The sequence below is a fragment of the Nocardia sp. NPDC056611 genome (genome assembly GCF_042792755.1).
Taxonomy (GTDB): Bacteria; Actinomycetota; Actinomycetes; order Mycobacteriales; family Mycobacteriaceae; genus Nocardia.
Genome location: NZ_JBHTVV010000011.1, coordinates 64,347 through 81,331, shown reverse-complemented (window position 1 = coordinate 81,331; position 16,985 = coordinate 64,347). Strand labels below are relative to the sequence as shown.

The following is a 16,985-nucleotide window of genomic DNA, read 5'->3' as shown; positions in this document are numbered from 1 at the left end:
CGAGGTTTGCCATGGGCGAAAGATGATTAGTCCAGCAGGACGCGAGCAGTGTCCCGAGGCGGCTCTGGATACCTGATCGCGCCCATCTCTTCGAGCTGGCCAACGATGTGCGCCAGTTCTTCCGGCGTGTATTCGCGCATGTTCGGAATCACCGGGACCGGGCGCGGTTCGTCACTCGGCTCACCGTAGTAGCCCGAAGGGTTGTAGGCATCGCGCTGACCACGCCATGGGGCGTAGAACTGAATGATCGCCTTCTCTGGATGCACGCGGGCCCCCAGCATGTGCTGATGCTTCGCGAAGACCTCCGCGAGAGGAATCGGGACCATCATCGGATCGCCGCTCATGCCCGGCGCATTGATGAAGGTGTCCGCAATCGCCTTGACCTCGGCCTTGATGACCTCGTCCGTTTCGTAGTCGATTTTCGGGTTCACAACATTCCCAACTCGTGAATAGCACTGAAAAGGTCCTGCATCTTCTTGAATGCTTCGATGACAGGATCAGTCGGCTCACGGTGGCCGAGCCCGATCTTCCATGTGGCTGGCTTTTCCCGACTCCATTCCAAACCTACCTCGGTAACCTGATCGACAAAGATCTTTCCGAGCTTCATCCCGCGCACGGTCGTGCCCACTCGGTCGCCGATGTAGAAATGGCCGAGACCGCGCTGGCCAATCTTGTACGGAGCGCCGTCGACCACGGTGAGTTCGTGGCCAATTTTACGTTCCGTCGAGAATGCGCCAAGGCGCATGGCCAACAGCCAGCCGAGGGTGTAGGCACGGTCGCTGCCCTCTTGGAAATGCTCACGGTAATGGTTCTTGCCCAAGCGTGCGGCACGCCCTGGAACTTTTTGCGCACCGAATGCAAGAATCGTGTCCGTGTAGAGCGGCTTCAATATTGCATCAGCCACTCCACCAAGAGGTGGAGTAAATGGAATCATGGCCGTCAAATCGCCGACCATTTGGATAGCTTGGCTAATGAGTTCGTTAACGAATGGCATACTGTGTCCACCGGACACAATTTGCACCGGACCCGCTGGCTTAACCGTGAATTCCGACGTAGCAATGGCGGTGTGAATGCCATCCCGGTAGCACACCCAAGGCGCGCTAGGGAGAGTTCCCTGCCAGTTCGGCTCCGAATACTCAGCCGGGAAATCAGGGTCGTCGACAATGTCAACACCCTCAGTCCAGCCGTCACTGCCGACAGTCGTGATAGACCGGATAAGGCCACCGAACAAATCGCCGCCATTACTGGTCTGAGCGTTGTATCGATTGCCCTTGTCTTCAAGGTCGATTACGAGGCAGCCGTGCCGGAGATTCGCGCCTTCCCACGGCGGATCATCCTCCCCCGCCAAATACCGGCGGAAAGTCCAAGTGAGCTGCGCATCCTCGCAAGCGGACTTCACAGTTTCATGCAAAGACTTCATTCGAGAATGGATGATCGCCAGCGGAGAAGTATCGTTCGTGATCGCGTCAGGCTTGACGACAGTCCACCAAAACGACTGGTCAAAGCCATGCCAGCCGTCCGGGTCGAGCGGGTCGTCAGGAAGCTGCCACAGCGACGATTCGGTGCGCATAATATTGACCAGGGCCGTCAGCTTGCATGCGAAACGGGCCGGTCCGAAGGCAAGCCAAACGCGCGGGAATTGTATTTCCGGCAACAAGAACGGATTCGGAAAACAAATCAGCTTCTTCAGCTCTTCATAGTCGTGCTTGAACGCAACTCGCAAATGCGAAGTGCCGTCCTCATTGGTGACGACCGTGAAGCTCTCCATCCTGCCCGACCAACGGACACCGTCCTTATCGATCGTCGCGTGGATATTCTCCGTGCGATTATCGAAATCGATGATCCAATCACTGATGTAATAGTCGAGCGGCAGCGTGAAAACGGCGGTGCCGGTTTCGTTGTTCTTCTCGACAACATTCGCCGACAGGATGCGTTCGACACGGCCACGCAAATCCCAGTCGCCATCCCAGAAACGCACCAGCGGAGGCGTCAGCCGAGCATTACGCTCGGCCTCGCGAGCCGCCATGAGATCCCAGTAGGCGGCATCAAAATCAATTGTTGCTACGCTCACTGGAGCCCCCACGGACGGCTCCACGTGCGAGGCGCGCGCACCTGAATGCCAGCGCCAGCAGCGGACTGCGAAACCGACACAGGAATCTGCGTCGGCGGAGTCCACGCAGGCACCGGGTAAAGGAACGTGACGCCATTCATCAGCGACCACACCTGCGTGCCATTCGGGTCGCGCAACTGCTCCTCGAAGGGATCGGTATCGACGAGGAATGTCTGGCCGGTGCTTTGTAGCGGCAGCGAGATGCGGCGGTTCGCGTCGATGGTTGCGCGCCGGAATCGGTCGTCGCCCCACGAGAAGTCAGGAATCACCCAACGGCCCGGACCCTGGCAAACCCACTTCAACCAGATCTCCTGATCGGTGGGGTTTGCCACAGTGACATAGCCGCTGTCGGTTGCGCCGCTAGAAATGAACGTGTCGGTCGTATCCGCTTCGAACCACCACGGCGTCGAGGCCACACAGGTCATGACGACCTTTTCGACCTTCGTCAAATGCGGATCGTGCTCCGGATGGAACTGTGGCTGCTCGCTCATGCGCAGCTTCAGGAATCGAGTGGAATTCTCGGTGGTGACCCACAACTTCGATTCCTTGCTGTAGGACCACGCCTTCCGCCAGGCCGAGTCGTTCTCCTGCCACGACCGCGTCGGCGTATTGCCGATATGGACGCCGAAAACCACGTCACGAGACAGCCACCGGGTCGCCTGGTAATCGCTACCAATCTGGTGGGCGTGCGCCTGGTACAGCGTCTTCACCGGGGCGTCATAAATGCCCTGGACGTCCGTGCCGAGCCAGATGCCCTGCGCTCCCATTCCCTTACCGGAAATGCGGAACCAGCTGCCGTCGCAGCCCTCAAGTTCCACGATCGCTCGTGACATGGTCTTCCCCTATTAAGTTGTTATTCAGTTGTTCGATCAGGGCTGGCTATTTGAACCCGAGGGTTTGCTGCCAGCGCCGGATCGTTTCCTTGCGCATCGCCTCGTCGATATCGCTGACGTGGTAATGCACATTGCCCGCTGCCTGCGCCTGCTTTTCGGCGTAGGATTCCTGGTCCTTGCTCTTCTTGTAGGCCACGGCCTGGTCGAGAGCGTTGCCCAGCGCGCCGCCGCCTGGGAGTCCGACATCGGACAGGAACTGCCTGACGTTGCCGTCGATGAAGCCGAGTCCCATGTGAACGAGCTTCTTGCCCATCGCATTTGGCGTCAGCGACGCGTACTTCGCGGCGTTGGTCGAAGCCGAGTAGTCGACGTTCGACGGCGTTGAACCCGAATACGGCGACGCCTGAACGACTTCCGTCTTCGCGTTCTCCGGCTTCGGCTGCTCCGGCGCAACCGCCAACGACGCCGGATCTGGCGTTGTCGGCGTCGGCATCGCCGCCATGTCCGGCACGACCGTGGCATCCGGTGCCGGAGTGATCTCCGGAGTCGTCGCCGCCGGAGTCGTCGTCGCCGGGGTGTTGGCCCCACCAGACTGGAGGAGCTGCGCCTGCGTCTTCGGCTTCGTCGACGGGAACAGCGCGTCGAGCTGCTCAGGCGAGAGCATGTCAGTCAACGCGTCACGCATGATGTCTTCGCCGACGTTGGCGTTCTCGCTCGGCATCACCGACGACTGATTGCCAGCCTGCTGCGAGGTCTGCCCAGTCGCCCCGCCCGGAGTCGCCGGGGTGAGTCCCGTGCCATTCGCGGACGTGTCGCCAGGGTTCTGCAACGACGAGTCAACGCCAGTCCCGCCGGTCGGCGAGTTCGTCATGGCGTTCTGTGTCGTGCCGCCACCGGTCGGCGTGGTCCCGCCCTGGTCGGAAGTCGGCGTCGTACCGCCACCCGTCGCCAGCGTCGAACCGGTGCCCTGATCGGCCTGGCTGACGGAGGCGTTCTTGCCGAACACCTCCTGAAGGAGGGCCTTCATCTTGTCGATGAACTTCGTCGACAGATCCGCGATCAACACCGGCAACGCCGAAACATTCTGCGGCGCAATGATTCCCACGAGGTCGCTGATGTTGCCGATCAACGACTGGATCTTGCGCCACTGGTCGCCAGTGAACACAGGCTCCGGCTCGCCGGACTTGTTCCAGCCGATGCCGCCGTCCTGTAGCCAGCCACCATTGTCGTAACCGTGGCCCTGGTAGGCGGCGGCCAGGCTGCCGTACTTCGGGTCCTTCAACGCGTAGTTGATCGACGCGCGGATATTCGATTCCGGGTCGTAGATGTCCTTGTCGTAGCCCGCATCCGCGTAAGCGCGGAACGTGCTATCGATCAGCTGCATGAGACCCTTGGACGGAGTCCCCGCGAGCGCGTTGCGGTCCCACAGGTTGATCGCACGCGGGTTGCCACTGGACTCGGTGCCCATCTGCATCAACACGCGGTTCGTCTCCGAAAGCGGCAGGCCCTTCTCCCGAAGAACCTTCTCCACCAGAGAACGCCACTGCTCAGTCCCGGCGGACGCCAGGTAGTTGACCGGGCCGCCGACAGCGCCCGCCAGCTGCTGCACAGCAGTCACCGCAGCGTCGGTCACCGTCTTGCCGAAGTCAGTCGGCAAGACGCCACCGAACAGGCTCTTGTCGGTGCCCCGAACGCCCGCCAGCGCCTTCTGCATCGGCTGGACCAGCAGGTTGTTGATCTGGTCCTGAAGGTCGGACACGAAGCTGCCGACACCGCCGGTAGCCATCGAGATCATCCGGCCGTCACTCAGGATCTGACCCAAATTCGCCCAGTGGACGTGGTCAATGTGGTCCTGGTTGGTCTTCGCGCCGTAGTCGAGCGGCTTACCGTTCTTCAGGTTCTGCCAGCCGTTCAACGGCCAGTGGATCAGCTCCGTCGACTGCGGGTACCGCTGGTAGATCCAACGCGCGATCTGATCCATCGGGCCACCGAGGTCGATGGCGTTACCCGTGTTGTGGTAGTCCTGGTGACCCTCGGTCTGGATGGTGCGGGTAGCGCTCGTAAGCACCGCGCCAGGGAACGCAGTCCGAACCGCATTCCACAGACTCCGCTGCACCGCCGAGATCGGCTCGTCGGTAGCGACAGTGCCGCCAGCGATGCCGCCCGACGCGTAATGCTCGAGGCCGCTGATGTAATCGCGGACACCAGCCACGCCGCCACGACGTGCAGCAGCGTTCGCCCCGTGCACGTACTCCGGGGTGACCGCCCGCGTCCACTCCGGCCGCATGATCGCCTCGCCGCCGCTGACCGCGATCAAACGGTCATCGACACCCGGCGACCAGCCGGACATCACGCCGTGGATACCGCCAGTGTTGTAGCCGGTGATCTGCGGAATGTTCGCAGTCCAGTCCGGCAGCGACGGCAGAACCTTCTTCAGTTCGGTCCACGCGTTCTTCAGCGAGACACCGAAGATCTGCGTGAACACCACATTCAGTGGGTCAGCGATAGCCTTCTTGATGCCAGACCACTGCGTCCCCACGCCCGTCACGCCGGTACCGAAGCTGGCAGTCAGCGTGGTCAGGGCATCGACAAGCCGCTTCGCCCAGTACTCGCCCGTGATCGTGGTGACATCGGCGTCGATGGTGGTCTTCAGCCTGCCCCACACCGGAAGCAAGCCCTGCTCACCCGTGATGCGATCGGTGAACAACTTCACCAGGTCGTCGAACGCAGGCGTCGCGACATTGCGGGCGTCGACCACAGCCTGGCCGACAGCGGCAGCCTTCACCGCCAGGTCAGACAGGGCCGGATCGAGCTTGTCCTTCTTAGCCTTCGCCACCTCGTCCGCGAACGCCGTAAACGACGTGTTCGCGGGCGCGAAGTCTGGAACCTGCTGCGTGACAGGAGGCTTCGACTGGTCTGCGGCAGGCTTCGGCTGATCGGCAGCCGGTTGGGCCGCAGGCTGTGCACCCGGCTGCTGCTGCGGCTGAGCCTGGCCCGGCTGAGCGGCCTGCGGCTGCTGCTGAGGCTGTTCCGGCTGAGCCTGTGGCTGCGCGGCAGGTGCAGGCTGCGTACCCTGCTGGGCCTGCGCAGAGTGGATGTTGTCCAGGTTGAGGTAGCGGAGATCGTCCGCCTTCAGCCCGAGCGCAACGTTGGTGCCCTGCAACTGGGCAAGAGTCATCGCATTGATGTCCGTGCCGCCGCGAGCGAGCTTCTCCAGCACGGCGGTACGTGCAGCGAGAACGTCGTCGATGCCGTCCTTCTTCGCCAGCGCCTTGTAGTAGGCGGCCGAAGTGTTGACGTTCGGATCGCCATCCGTGGTCAGCTGCGACAGGAAGCTGCGGTCCTTGTCCGCCAGGTTGATGTCGTACGGGTTCGTGCTGCCCGCACGAACGTTGTTGTCCAGCTTCTCCTTCGACTTCAACGCGTCCTTGAAGAACGGCGCGAAACCCGACTCAGGGTTGAGCTGCTGGACGATCGCCCGCAACTTCACGACAGCCTGGTCAAGCTCGTCAGTGTTGACCTTGAGCTTCACCTCCGGCGGCGGTGCGTCGGCCAGCTGCTGAGTCATCAGGTGATAGCGGGCCAGGACAGCGTCGATCTGCTCCTGCGACAACACATGGTCGGGGTCGAGAATCCCGATCAGCGTGTCGCGAAGCTCCTTGACCTTGGCGGCCTGCGCCTTGCGGGCCTGATCAATGTCCTGCGTCTGGTTGTAGGTGGACGTGTACTCGGCTACCGCGACACCCCGGTAGTTGGCCCCGATGTCCTGGAGCAGCTGCGACAGCTCGCGGGCGGCCGGGAGCTTGGTGTTCAGCTCGTTCGTGCCGTCCACCAGGAGACCGCTCAACTTCAGCGGCCCCGTGGTGTCGTTGCCCTTCAGGAGATCGCGCAGCGAGTCCTGGTTCGCGTAGGCGGCACTCGACGCGTTCTCCAGCGCCAGCGCGTCCTGCTGCTGCTTCTTGAACGCATTGCGCAGCACATCAACGGCATCTGCTGCGCCGACCGCCTTCTCGCGGATCTTGTCGTAAACGTCGACCGTCTTCGACGCGGCGTCCTGGCCCTTGATGAACTGCTGACGCATCGAGTCCAAGACCGGGATCAGGTAGCCCGAATTCTGGCCCGCCACATCGATGATGCGCTGTTTGAAGGCTTCGAACTGGTCGTTCGTGCCACCAACCGCGTCCTGCACGGACTTGATCGGGACCTTCAGCTTGTCCCAGGCGTCCAGGGCCATGCTGCCCCACTGGGAAGCATTGGCCGAGTTCTTCGCGTCGTTCCAGTTACTTGCACCGCCGAAGATGTTCTTCAACGACACCATGGCCGCGTCGGAGAAGTTCGCGATGTCCGAACTCTTCAGCGTCTGGAAGTCGCTCAGGAACGACTGGAACTGGCTGCCGATCACACCGCGCACGGAGTCATCGACGATGTTGCCGGAATCCCCGAGCGCTTCCTTGATCTTTTGCTTGAACTCCGCGCCGTACGACGCGAACTTGTCCTGCACGCCGTGGACCGAGTTGAGCTTCGAATCCAGCTCACCCGACTTCTGCGAGAACAGGCCGAGCGCGATGACGGCCGCGCCGATGTAGCCGGACCACCGCGACAGAGCCGCGCCGATGCCGCTGATCGGGCTGCGGGACACATCCCAACCAGGCCGCATCGCAAAGTTCTGCAAGCTCTGTCCGAGGCGGTCGACCGTCCCAGCGATCGAGCCCACAATCCTCAAGCCCAGAAGCGCGGTGACGACATACTGGAGAACCGGCGCGTACTTCTCCAAGCTCGCGAACGCACCCAAGATGGTCGACGCGAGCGCGAACAGCGCGCCGTACGTGTTCTGGAATGCCGGGTAGAGCGCGTTCGTGACGAGTGAGATCGCGTTGCCGACCAGCGTGGACCACTTGTTCCACACCTCGCTCACGTCGCGGAAGAAGGCCCGCACGCTGTCCTGACCCGCCGTGCTCTGCAACCTCGCGCGCAAATCCTTCAGCCGCGACTCGAACCGGGACAGCATCCCGTCGCCTTCGCCGGAGATCGCATGGAAGATGTCCTTCACGACCCCGAACGAGTCCTTCAGGACAACGCCGACCTCGGCGGCCTTCGTCATGCCGCGATCGATCATCGTGGCCAGCTCGCCCGATTCACGCAGCGCGGAAACCCGGTTGTCGAACTTCGTTGCCCACTCGGCGAGGTTGCCGGTAATCCGAGGCAGGAACGCCCCGCCGGAACTCATCAGGTTCAACAATGAACTGGTCGCCGGAGCGAACGCATCACCGAATCGTGAAGCGGCACGGGTGGATTCGTCGAAGAACGTGCGCAGGTTCAGCTGGCCCACTTCAGTGGACAGCGAGCGGACCGCGCCACGGACACCATTATTGATGCCGCCCGCGATACCAGCGAAGCCATCCTTGACCGTCGGCAGGATCTTCCCGCCGACCCGGTCCAGATCGGACGCAAGGTTCTCGAAAAGGCTGTCCTGCACAGTCCTTCGAAGATCCTTGAGCGTGCCGTCCATCGCATGCAGCTGCTCCACAAACGCACGCGCGTTCGGCGACAACTTGGTCAGCGAGTCGAGGTACCGTGTTTGCGCGTCGGACTGGTACGACTTCTGCTGTGCGCGGATCGCATCCTGTTGCGCTTCAAGGGCCTTCGTGACCGCGTTCTCAGCGTTCGCGTTGGCGATAGCGACATCGCGGACAGTCTTCTGCCGGTCCTTCTCCGCGTCATGAACGTTGCCGATCGCGTCAACAACAGCCTGCTTGGACTTGACAACCGTGTCGTCACCTTCGACTCCCTTAGCGTTCGCCTCGAGGGCGTTGCGCTGGAGCTTCTGGTTGTCCGCGATCGTGTTTTCCCAGTCCTGCTTGGCCTGCTCGACCGAGTCCATGGCCTCGCGGTAGTCCAACCACGTCGCATCCTTGTTCTTCCACAAGGTCGACAGGGTGTTCTGGGCGCGCAGATACCGCGTCTCGGCCTGATGCTCGCTGAGCGGGATGCCTCGGACGGCGCGGTTGTAGTCGTTGATCCGGTCGACAGCGTCACGGCGAGCAGTCGACAGGTCCTTTTGCGCCTGCATCGCCGACCGCTGCGCATCCTGGACGCGCTTCTCGGATGCGACGATCTTGTCCGCGCCATCCGAACGGGTGATCGCCTGGTCGCGCACAGCGTCACTGACAGCCCGGTCAGCGTCCCGCACCTTGCGCTGAGCATCTGCGACCTTGTCTGCCTGCGTCTCGGCCTGCAACGCCGTCTGATTACGAAGATCCGACTCAGCCTTCAGCGAGTCCTTCACTCCGACAAAGCCAACAGCGATCGTCGCGACCGTCGCGGCAGCCATAGCCGCCAACGCGGGCAGTGCAGCCAGCGCCGTACCCATCTGGGAGATCGACGCAATGACCGGGACCAAGTTCACGGCACCGACAGCCGCGAGAGCCACACCAGCGCTCATCGCGATCGTCATGACCGACGACAACATCCGGCCAACGAACAGCAGCTTCTGCGAGATCCCCTCGAGGGCCTTCTCCGCCTTGGCGTCAATCCATTCCGAAGACCGTTGCAGCCTCGGCAAGTTGACGCGACGCCCCAGGGCGGCCTGGTCATGATCGAAGTGGGTGCCCGCACGCTCGAACAGGCGGCTTGCGTCGATGCGATCGTTGTAGGCGTATCGACGCATCGTCTGCGCGTCGTCGATACGCTGACGTGACTGAGCCAGCCGTCGAACATCGGTCTCGCCACTGGCCACCAAGTCCGCATGCGACTTCTCGGCCTTGGAGACAGCGGTAGTCGCGCGCTCCAAATTCATCCGGGTGCGCAACAGGGTGCGCTCCGCCGATTCCAACCGCGAAGCCGAAGCGAACGCATTAGTGATCGCCTTGCGGTCACCGGAAAGCGGCAGCTCATCCATCATGCGGCCACGCAGCAGCCGGGCGGCCTGCGCTTCCACGCGGGCCAGCGGACGATCATCCTGCGCAAATCCGCTAGTGTCGACCGCACTCAACTGGCGCGCGAGCCGCTGCTGCGCCGCCAGGTTGCCAGCCCGAACCAGATCCGTGAAAGCACGTTCGGTCGCGGAGCGGTTGTTGGTGAGATCGCCACGGCGAGCCCCCACCGTGCGCCGCACATCGCGGCGGACGTCGAGCTGCCGCTGGGCTTCACGCAGGCGCTGCTCGAGGGCGGCTGAGGCCGCGCGGCCTTCAAGAATGGAGGGGTCTTCACGCAACTGACGCTGAAGATCGTTGATACGGCGCGACCGGGTAGAACGGGTCAGCGCCTGGCCGACACTGCGGCCTTCTGGCCCGGCACCGCGCAACGTGTCGATTTCGCGGGTGATGCGGGTGGTTTCCCTGCGCCACAACGCATTCAGGTCGGTGGCGCGTTCCCGCATGAGTGCGGCGACGCGAGCTTCGGTCTTTGCGACGGCTCGGTCTGCGGCGGCGAATCGACGGTTGTATCCGTCCAGGCGGCGGGAAGCCTCACGGTAGTCGTCGGCAGCCTTCTTCTCGACCTCGTTGAGCGGGCGCTGCGACGAGTATCGGTTCGCATCCCGGTTCGCGGCAGTCTCATTCGCCCCGACACGCCGGTTGGCGTCACGTGACGCGCGGCGGTCCTCCTGCCGATACCCGTCATTGAAGGCGCGTGCAGCTTCCCGTCCGGCGCGGGCGGCGGAGTCGCGGTCGTTGCGGACCTCAGCGTTGTAGTGGATCGTCCCGGCCTGGCCCTGAGCCTTGGCCTGCGCTTCGCGGACGGTCCTGTCGCGCAACGACACTCGCGCGTCGAGGGTCACAGGACCGCCAGCATTGGCCTCTTTCCGGGCCTTCGCCACCGAGGCGGCGTCCAGCTCGAGCGTGACCGGAATTGACTTTCCGGCACCGGCGATAGCGGCCTTGATTTCGGTTTCGAGCTTCTCCTTGAAGCCACTGAGGTCAGGGCGAATGACAATTTTTGCGACCCCTGCGGAGTACACCGATGCCATATCTAACCCCGATCTGTTTCCCTAGAAACCCAAATCCGCCAGGGTCTCGTCGACCGCTGACCGCTCACGTGTTGCCTTTGCCCGATCGAGCGCGCTCACAGGCCGCTGCATCGGCTTCACTCTTGGCGGCGACGTACCATTCACCGCAATCAAGGTGGTAATCAACTGCTGCAAAAGGTCACACACGGACAACAGCAGGTAAGAATCAATCGAATATCCAGCAGACGAAGTCATCAACGGCAAACCGTCAGAACTAACCTTCTCTTCGCCATGCGGATCTTGCACTTCGCGGACATCGAGAATATGGTTGGCCAAACCCTCATCCATATCCAACTCCGCCTTATACTGCGAGCCAGGCGGCAGACGCTGAAGGAACCGGTAGAGACGCGGCCAGGAATGGACCCCCCGGAAGAAATCCAAGAGGTCCACATTCCAGTAGTGGAGAAGATCCCACTCGATGGCCCCATAATGCTCACAAACGAGCGTTATGAGGCCGACTCGCCCCCCGGCAGATCATCGGCCTCAGCGTCGGGGACGGCATCGAAATGCTTGTTGATGTCCTCGATCAAAGCCATAGCGACCTCGACAGGCTCATCGCGAATGGCATCCCAGATCTGAGTGAAAGCTTCGCGGCCAACCAACGCCAGAATCAGCGGCTCCAGATCGCGGATAGCGATCCCGCCACGCGAATCCAGCATCGACGCCAGCGCCAGCGAACGCTCCAGGCTGTCGGGTGCGGTGATTTCGATCGGAGGATTCACGCCATCGAACACATACGGAGTCGGCGCGGCGTAATCCCGCTTCGCCTCACGCTTCAGCGCCTCCCAGCGAGACACCGGCTTGGTCACCCTCTTGGCAGCCATAGATTTCCCCTATATTCAGTTGTAGATGTTGATTTACTTGCCGCGCGGTTCAGCAGCGGCAGACGCCTTAGCAGGCGGTTCAGGTGCACTCACAGGTGCGCTAGGAACAGTCTTGACCACATAACCGTGGGCCACAAGATTATTCAACTCGACCGGGTTATGGGCCTTCGCTTCACGCTTATCCGGAGACACAACGGTCACCGGGAACACGACAGCAGACATTTCAAATCCTCCAGAGCAGAACTCCCCGAAAAACACTGGAAGCCGCCCGGCCGCACATTCGGGGAGGAAACATGCGGCCGGACGGAGTCTCAAAGACTAAGGGCCAGCGACAAAGCCAGCAGAAGTCGCAACCGACTTCCAGCCCGGACCACCAAAGATGGTCTTGATCGCGTAACCGGCGTCGTCGTCAATAAACGCCCGACCAGTGATGTCATACTCGATCGCGGAATCCATGTTCCACTTCTGCTCACCCACCGAAGTGACAGTGAACTTCGGAACTTCCTTGATGATCCAAATACGGTTCGCGCCCACACCATCAACGGAAACGAAAATCGCGCGGTGATACACGGTATCCGGCGCAGTCGGGTCCGCGAAAGCAGTCTCGCCGGTAGTCGCGTCGTACTTCACGTTCGACAGGTCGAGGTTGTGGTACAGCTCGAGGTTGGTCTTGTGAGTTTCCTCGCCGGTCCACTTGATAGTGGTCTTACGCGAGATGATGTCGGTGCGAGCTGGCTCCAGCAGACCCCACGCCTCGATATCCTTCGTTTCCGTTTCCGGGGTGAAGGTCGGCGCGTTTTCCTTGCTGATATGGCCAACGCTCTTGAATCCAGCGGTCTTCAAATCAGTCAGGTCGCTGGCCGTGCCAGTGAAATAAGTGGTCGGCAGCGCAGTGGCCATCGGCGCAATCAGAACCGCGCCAGCCAGCGGCTTCAGAACCAGCTTCTTCTTCAGATCCCGCAGGGTATCCAGATCAATACCTGGCATTGGAACTCCTATATTCAGTTGTAAAAGCACATCCGCCGCAAAAAACGGCGTCACCTAGCCGGGATCAGGTTTCCCGGAACGTCACCCAGAACTGCATATCCACGAACCGGTCATCGACATCGATATCCCACTCCTGGTTATTGCCGACGATCTCTTCCGTGGTGTCGATCAGCACCCCGTCAACCTCGGTGGCCCCTGCGTATCGCAGGCGGTCCCGAACCGCCCCGGCCGTCTCCCACGCCTTCGGCCGCGTCGAGTCGATCACCACAACCGAGACCATCGCTCGATCCGTGATGCCGTTGATGTCGATCCCGCCGCCGGTGCGGCGAATGGCGATGATGGGCAACAGATTTGGCCACTCCTCAGCTGAGGGTAGCCCGGTGCACGTGTAGCCGAGGTCGTCCAGCAGGCCCATGCACACCAGCTCCGCGTCAGGAAACGACATCAGCTCGCCTCCATGATCCGGATGATTTCGCGCCACGTGTGCGACGCCTTGGTCTTGCCAGGCTTCCGCTTACGGACCGTCCCGGCCTTCGTCAGGTTGCGCGGAGTGTCCTTGGCTGCCATGCCCTTCCAGTTCCGGCGACCGAATTCCACGGACGCCGAATACGGGGCCTTCGCTTCCACATCAGCCGCCCATCGAGGCGACACCGAACCCAAAGGTCCGTCGCTGGCATCCATGACCCGGATCGACACAACAGCCGAACTCGCCAACTCGCCAGACCGGCGCGGCGCTCGAGCCTGCCACAGTCCAGCGGCCTTCACGCCAACCCGCTGCACCGTCCCGCGCATCTTCGGCCCCACCAGCAGCGCGGCGATAGCTGGATTCGTCCAGCCATTCTTCGACTTGGTGCCGTAATACTCGAATGTGTTCTTCGGTTCCGCCATCAGCCACTCACCTGCCTCAGCACAACCACGACACCGGACGCCCCACCGGGGCCTGGCGATTTCCAACGCTGCGGCTTGCCCTCGACCGCGTACACGCCGCCGCCGGGCAACTCGATCTGATCCGACGCCAGCACATCCGCACCCGGCCGGAAGTAGGCGGTCACGTCATCGACGATCGCGTCCCTGAAATCCGATGCCTGCGAGGTGGTTTCGGTCCGCGTCCCAGACCGGGACAGAAGAACATTCCGTTCCTCGTGGTGCGCATCATGGGAGGTGTCGCCGAACCTGTCACGTGACGCCCGACGCAGGATGGTAACGGTCTCGCCCTTCAGCACGTCACACCGCCAGCCAGCTCGGGCCACTGACACCGATCACGCCGACCCGACGCTTCCGCCGGAACAGCGCGAGCTGGTCTGGCGTGAAATACACTTCCTCGCCCATCGCCGACGCCCGGAACTGAACCTCGAAAGGGCCAGACCGTTCCGACAACAGGCCAGCGGGATTCCGCAACGGCCTCAATACCGCGTCGCACACCACGCGCTTCGCATTAGCCAGCGTGATTGCTGGCAGACCGCTGGTGCCAGCGGACAGGGCGGGAACCTCAGTCATCAGCAGCGCCTCAGCATCAGCGATGCGCGCGTCGACCAGCTTCACCTGATCCGGCGACAGCTCACTGCCGAACCGGTCGGCAACATCAGTGGAAGTCGCGAAAACACCCACTACACAGCGTCCTTCGCGGCAGGCTTACGTCCGCGCCGAGGTGGCTGCGGCTCGCTGTAGGCCACCGGGACATCCGGCTCCGACTTCACTTCGGCAACAGCATCTGACGACGGCCCGACAGACGGATACTCGTCGCGATCAGCCCAGACAGCGGGATTGCTGATCGCCTTCACCGCCCATTCCGGCACCTGATCGTCAGGACCGAAGATGTGCGTGACCATGCGGTCGTCCTGCACATGCACATACGTATTCAGTTGTGACATAACCTATTTCCCAGTATCGGCGGGGAATCCTCACCACGCCGGGGCATCAATCGATGATCTGCGAATAGCAGACCACGACCGAGAGGCCCCGGCTAGATGAATACCCAGCGTCAGGCGACGGTCGCCACCATCAGCGCCTCAGGCTTCTGAAGCACAGGCAACAAAAGGCTGTCGACGAACGTGGATTCCTTGTACGGAGGGCCGCTCTTGGTTACAACGCCAACCAGACCCGGCGAAGACGAGAAGCTCATATCGGTCTGCTGCGCGCTCATCAGCTCCATCGCCGTAGCGGTGATGCCCCAAGCCACATAGCCCAGATCCGAAGGATTCGGCGGCAAGAAGATAACCTTGCCCTCAGGGATGACACGAGTGTCAGTTCCCTGGACGTTGATCACAGTGTCATAGACATCCGCAATGCCCGGCAGGTTGAAGTCGTCGAGCACGTTGTTCACGACAGACCGCGAAACGATCTGCGGAGTACCCGACGCCACCTGATTCGCGTACGACTTGAACTCGGCATTGCGCTGCAAATAGCCAGCGGTCTTGCGCGAGATAATCATTCCGCCCGGCGCGAAACCGTTGACGGTGGTGTAGTACTCGATCCACGAAGTGATATCGGTAACCACCTTGGCGTTCGCCACATCCGACCACAAGGTAGTCGGCGCAACGAAGTTGCCGCTGGGCACCTGGTAGTCGGCAGTCAGCGACACGCCGTTCTCGTTCAAAGTCATCTTGCCAGTGGTCAACAGCTCACCACGAGCCACCTCGACACGATTACGGATCGCCTTGACGCCCGCCTCGATGTCGTCGTAAATGGCCTGCACAATCGCATCGACCGCGCCACCCTGCTGTCGCATCTTCTCCAGCTGGAGGCGCTCAAGCTCACCCTTCATGCCCTGCACCGAGATCGGCAGCAGATCCACTTCGCGAGTGGTGAAGGTATCCCGCTCGAGCTGCGGGATCGAGCCATCGAAAGTTCGGAACTGCGCGGTACGGTTCACGCGAGTGACATTCGCCAGGCGAATAGTCTGCTCGGTCACCATCTTATCCGGCAGCCAATTCGCCAGCTTGTGCTCATTCGGGGTCGGAACCTCGCGAGCGAAGAAAGTGGTGTCATCCGGCACCAATGGGCCGTCAAATACCAAAGCCATGGAAACTCCTATATTCAGTTATAAAGACCGGAAGCCGGACAGCTCAGAAGAACTTGAACCAGCTGAGCGCAGTCTTGGCAGCCGAATCCAGGCCAGAATTCGACGGAAGCTTCGACTCCTTGATCAGGCCGACACCAACCCACAATGGAGCCGCTTCCTTCCCAGCCAAATCAGTCGGCGAGAAGGTGTTCCACAGGAAGCCCGCAGCATTCTGACGGCCATCAGTCGCGGCAGCGTCGTACGGTCCATACAGGCCCTGGCTCGCGCCCGCCTGAGTGATCTTCCCCAGCACCATGCCGGAAGGCAGATAGCCCTTCGGGTAATGAGTCCCGGCGGTAAACTTGGTCATATCCAAAGTGATATTCACTCGGCCGCGCTGCTCCGACTGATCCCACAGGACCCAAACCCGAGCGTCGCCGTACCGAGTACCAGTCGGCCGCACAACAATATTCGCCATATCAAATCCCCTTCAGGGAAAACACTATTGACTTATTCCTTCGGCTTGCCGTAACGCCGGGCAGCCTCACTACGGCCATGATCGCCGCGCTTGAGCTGCGTCCCGCCGCCCTGGCCCTGGCCCCAATTCGGGTGCCGCTGGCCATTCGGTGGAGGAGTCTTTTCCTTCTCCTCGGCAACGCCGTACATGTCCCGCAGATACTCGACGACCTTCGAGCCGTCCAGCTCGCCATCCTCACCGAGGAACGCACCCGCATTCGTGGTGCCCAGCCAGCGATCCAGCTTCTTCTGATCAGTCAAAACGATGCTGGCGTAGCCGCGCAGCTGCGCCTCCCGCAACTGCGGAAGCAACTCCTCACGCGCCTTCTGCGCCGCCTCAGCCTTCGCGGCCTCGATAGCATCAGCCTGAACACGCTGATCGTCAGAGAGCTTCTCTCGCTCCAACTCCGCAATGCGGTCGTTCAGCTTCTGAACCTCCGCTGCCGGACTCTTGCCCTTCGCGGCGTCCTCGTGCTTGCGCGACTTGTGCTTCCAGTACGCGAGCTGCTGTTCGGTGGTCATCTCCGCCAGCGGGGTTTCGTCCGGGAATCCGAACTCGTTCACCTTCGCGCCGCTTTCGCCGCCTTCGGGTGTCTTCGGTGCGTCAGGGACCTTGTCGGGTTCCGGAGTAACGACCTCGGTCACAACTTCGCTGGGGTTCTGCTCAGATGGCATATTTAGTTTTCCCTGTCGGGTCATACGATTTCGC

General features: G+C 61.6%; 16 protein-coding genes. All 16 read right to left on the bottom strand.

Features of this window, described 5'->3' with window-relative positions:
• Positions 1 to 26: 26 nt before the first annotated feature.
• Complete coding sequence (locus tag ACFRAQ_RS35135) at positions 27 to 431, bottom strand: DUF2744 domain-containing protein (protein WP_379107371.1); 405 nt, start codon at positions 429 to 431, stop codon at positions 27 to 29.
• Entirely contained in the window at positions 428 to 2,071 is a 1,644-nt protein-coding gene (locus ACFRAQ_RS35130; RefSeq protein WP_379107370.1) for a phage tail protein, read from the bottom strand. The genes ACFRAQ_RS35135 and ACFRAQ_RS35130 overlap by 4 nt, the downstream gene beginning before the upstream one ends.
• Positions 2,068 to 2,943, bottom strand: a complete 876-nt coding sequence (locus ACFRAQ_RS35125; protein ID WP_379107369.1) for a phage tail protein — start codon at positions 2,941 to 2,943, stop codon at positions 2,068 to 2,070. Before ACFRAQ_RS35125 ends, ACFRAQ_RS35130 begins: the two co-directional genes overlap by 4 nt.
• Before the next feature lie 46 nt (positions 2,944 to 2,989).
• Positions 2,990 to 10,909 carry a transglycosylase SLT domain-containing protein gene (locus ACFRAQ_RS35120; protein ID WP_379107368.1) on the bottom strand — a complete coding sequence of 2,640 codons (7,920 nt, stop codon included), beginning with the start codon at positions 10,907 to 10,909 and terminating at the stop codon, positions 2,990 to 2,992.
• A 21-nt stretch (positions 10,910 to 10,930) separates the two neighbouring features.
• Positions 10,931 to 11,236, bottom strand: a complete 306-nt coding sequence (locus tag ACFRAQ_RS35115) for a hypothetical protein (RefSeq protein WP_379107367.1) — start codon at positions 11,234 to 11,236, stop codon at positions 10,931 to 10,933.
• 158 nt (positions 11,237 to 11,394) lie between these two features.
• A complete protein-coding gene (locus tag ACFRAQ_RS35110; RefSeq protein WP_379107366.1) occupies positions 11,395 to 11,772 on the bottom strand; it encodes a hypothetical protein in 378 nt (125 codons plus the stop codon).
• Positions 11,773 to 11,805: 33 nt separating this feature from the next.
• Complete coding sequence (locus tag ACFRAQ_RS35105; protein WP_379107365.1) at positions 11,806 to 11,994, bottom strand: hypothetical protein; 189 nt, start codon at positions 11,992 to 11,994, stop codon at positions 11,806 to 11,808.
• A gap of 96 nt (positions 11,995 to 12,090) precedes the next feature.
• Positions 12,091 to 12,759: a hypothetical protein gene (locus tag ACFRAQ_RS35100; RefSeq protein WP_379107364.1), complete on the bottom strand. Its 669-nt coding sequence runs from the start codon at positions 12,757 to 12,759 to the stop codon at positions 12,091 to 12,093.
• A gap of 64 nt (positions 12,760 to 12,823) precedes the next feature.
• The gene (locus ACFRAQ_RS35095; RefSeq protein WP_379107363.1) at positions 12,824 to 13,204 is read right to left on the bottom strand and encodes a hypothetical protein; all 381 of its coding nucleotides are present in this window, start codon (positions 13,202 to 13,204) and stop codon (positions 12,824 to 12,826) included.
• Positions 13,204 to 13,647 carry a hypothetical protein gene (locus ACFRAQ_RS35090; protein WP_379107362.1) on the bottom strand — a complete coding sequence of 148 codons (444 nt, stop codon included), beginning with the start codon at positions 13,645 to 13,647 and terminating at the stop codon, positions 13,204 to 13,206. Before ACFRAQ_RS35090 ends, ACFRAQ_RS35095 begins: the two co-directional genes overlap by 1 nt.
• Positions 13,647 to 13,982 carry a hypothetical protein gene (locus ACFRAQ_RS35085; protein WP_379107361.1) on the bottom strand — a complete coding sequence of 112 codons (336 nt, stop codon included), beginning with the start codon at positions 13,980 to 13,982 and terminating at the stop codon, positions 13,647 to 13,649. Before ACFRAQ_RS35085 ends, ACFRAQ_RS35090 begins: the two co-directional genes overlap by 1 nt.
• Position 13,983: 1 nt before the next feature.
• Positions 13,984 to 14,367, bottom strand: a complete 384-nt coding sequence (locus ACFRAQ_RS35080; RefSeq protein ID WP_379107360.1) for a hypothetical protein — start codon at positions 14,365 to 14,367, stop codon at positions 13,984 to 13,986.
• Complete coding sequence (locus ACFRAQ_RS35075; protein ID WP_379107359.1) at positions 14,367 to 14,630, bottom strand: hypothetical protein; 264 nt, start codon at positions 14,628 to 14,630, stop codon at positions 14,367 to 14,369. Before ACFRAQ_RS35075 ends, ACFRAQ_RS35080 begins: the two co-directional genes overlap by 1 nt.
• Positions 14,631 to 14,740: 110 nt before the next feature.
• A complete protein-coding gene (locus ACFRAQ_RS35070; protein WP_379107357.1) occupies positions 14,741 to 15,781 on the bottom strand; it encodes a major capsid protein in 1,041 nt (346 codons plus the stop codon).
• 43 nt (positions 15,782 to 15,824) lie between these two features.
• Complete coding sequence (locus ACFRAQ_RS35065) at positions 15,825 to 16,238, bottom strand: head decoration protein (protein WP_379107356.1); 414 nt, start codon at positions 16,236 to 16,238, stop codon at positions 15,825 to 15,827.
• Positions 16,239 to 16,270: 32 nt separating this feature from the next.
• On the bottom strand, positions 16,271 to 16,951 hold the full coding sequence (locus ACFRAQ_RS35060) for a hypothetical protein (protein ID WP_379107355.1): 681 nt from the start codon (positions 16,949 to 16,951) through the stop codon (positions 16,271 to 16,273).
• Between the last annotated feature and the right edge of the window lie 34 nt (positions 16,952 to 16,985).

Bases quoted from the DNA above. Each gene is read 5' to 3' on its own strand.
- ACFRAQ_RS35100 (WP_379107364.1), bottom strand. From the start codon at position 12,759: ATGCCAGGTATTGATCTGGATACCCTGCGGGATCTGAAGAAGAAGCTG.
- ACFRAQ_RS35075 (WP_379107359.1), bottom strand. From the start codon at position 14,630: ATGTCACAACTGAATACGTATGTGCATGTGCAGGACGACCGCATGGTC.
- ACFRAQ_RS35070 (WP_379107357.1), bottom strand. From the start codon at position 15,781: ATGGCTTTGGTATTTGACGGCCCATTGGTGCCGGATGACACCACTTTC.
- ACFRAQ_RS35125 (WP_379107369.1), bottom strand. From the start codon at position 2,943: ATGTCACGAGCGATCGTGGAACTTGAGGGCTGCGACGGCAGCTGGTTC.
- ACFRAQ_RS35065 (WP_379107356.1), bottom strand. From the start codon at position 16,238: ATGGCGAATATTGTTGTGCGGCCGACTGGTACTCGGTACGGCGACGCT.
- ACFRAQ_RS35060 (WP_379107355.1), bottom strand. From the start codon at position 16,951: ATGCCATCTGAGCAGAACCCCAGCGAAGTTGTGACCGAGGTCGTTACT.
- ACFRAQ_RS35090 (WP_379107362.1), bottom strand. From the start codon at position 13,647: ATGGCGGAACCGAAGAACACATTCGAGTATTACGGCACCAAGTCGAAG.
- ACFRAQ_RS35115 (WP_379107367.1), bottom strand. From the start codon at position 11,236: ATGGATGAGGGTTTGGCCAACCATATTCTCGATGTCCGCGAAGTGCAA.
- ACFRAQ_RS35095 (WP_379107363.1), bottom strand. From the start codon at position 13,204: ATGTCGTTTCCTGACGCGGAGCTGGTGTGCATGGGCCTGCTGGACGAC.
- ACFRAQ_RS35120 (WP_379107368.1), bottom strand. From the start codon at position 10,909: ATGGCATCGGTGTACTCCGCAGGGGTCGCAAAAATTGTCATTCGCCCT.
- ACFRAQ_RS35110 (WP_379107366.1), bottom strand. From the start codon at position 11,772: ATGGCTGCCAAGAGGGTGACCAAGCCGGTGTCTCGCTGGGAGGCGCTG.
- ACFRAQ_RS35105 (WP_379107365.1), bottom strand. From the start codon at position 11,994: ATGTCTGCTGTCGTGTTCCCGGTGACCGTTGTGTCTCCGGATAAGCGT.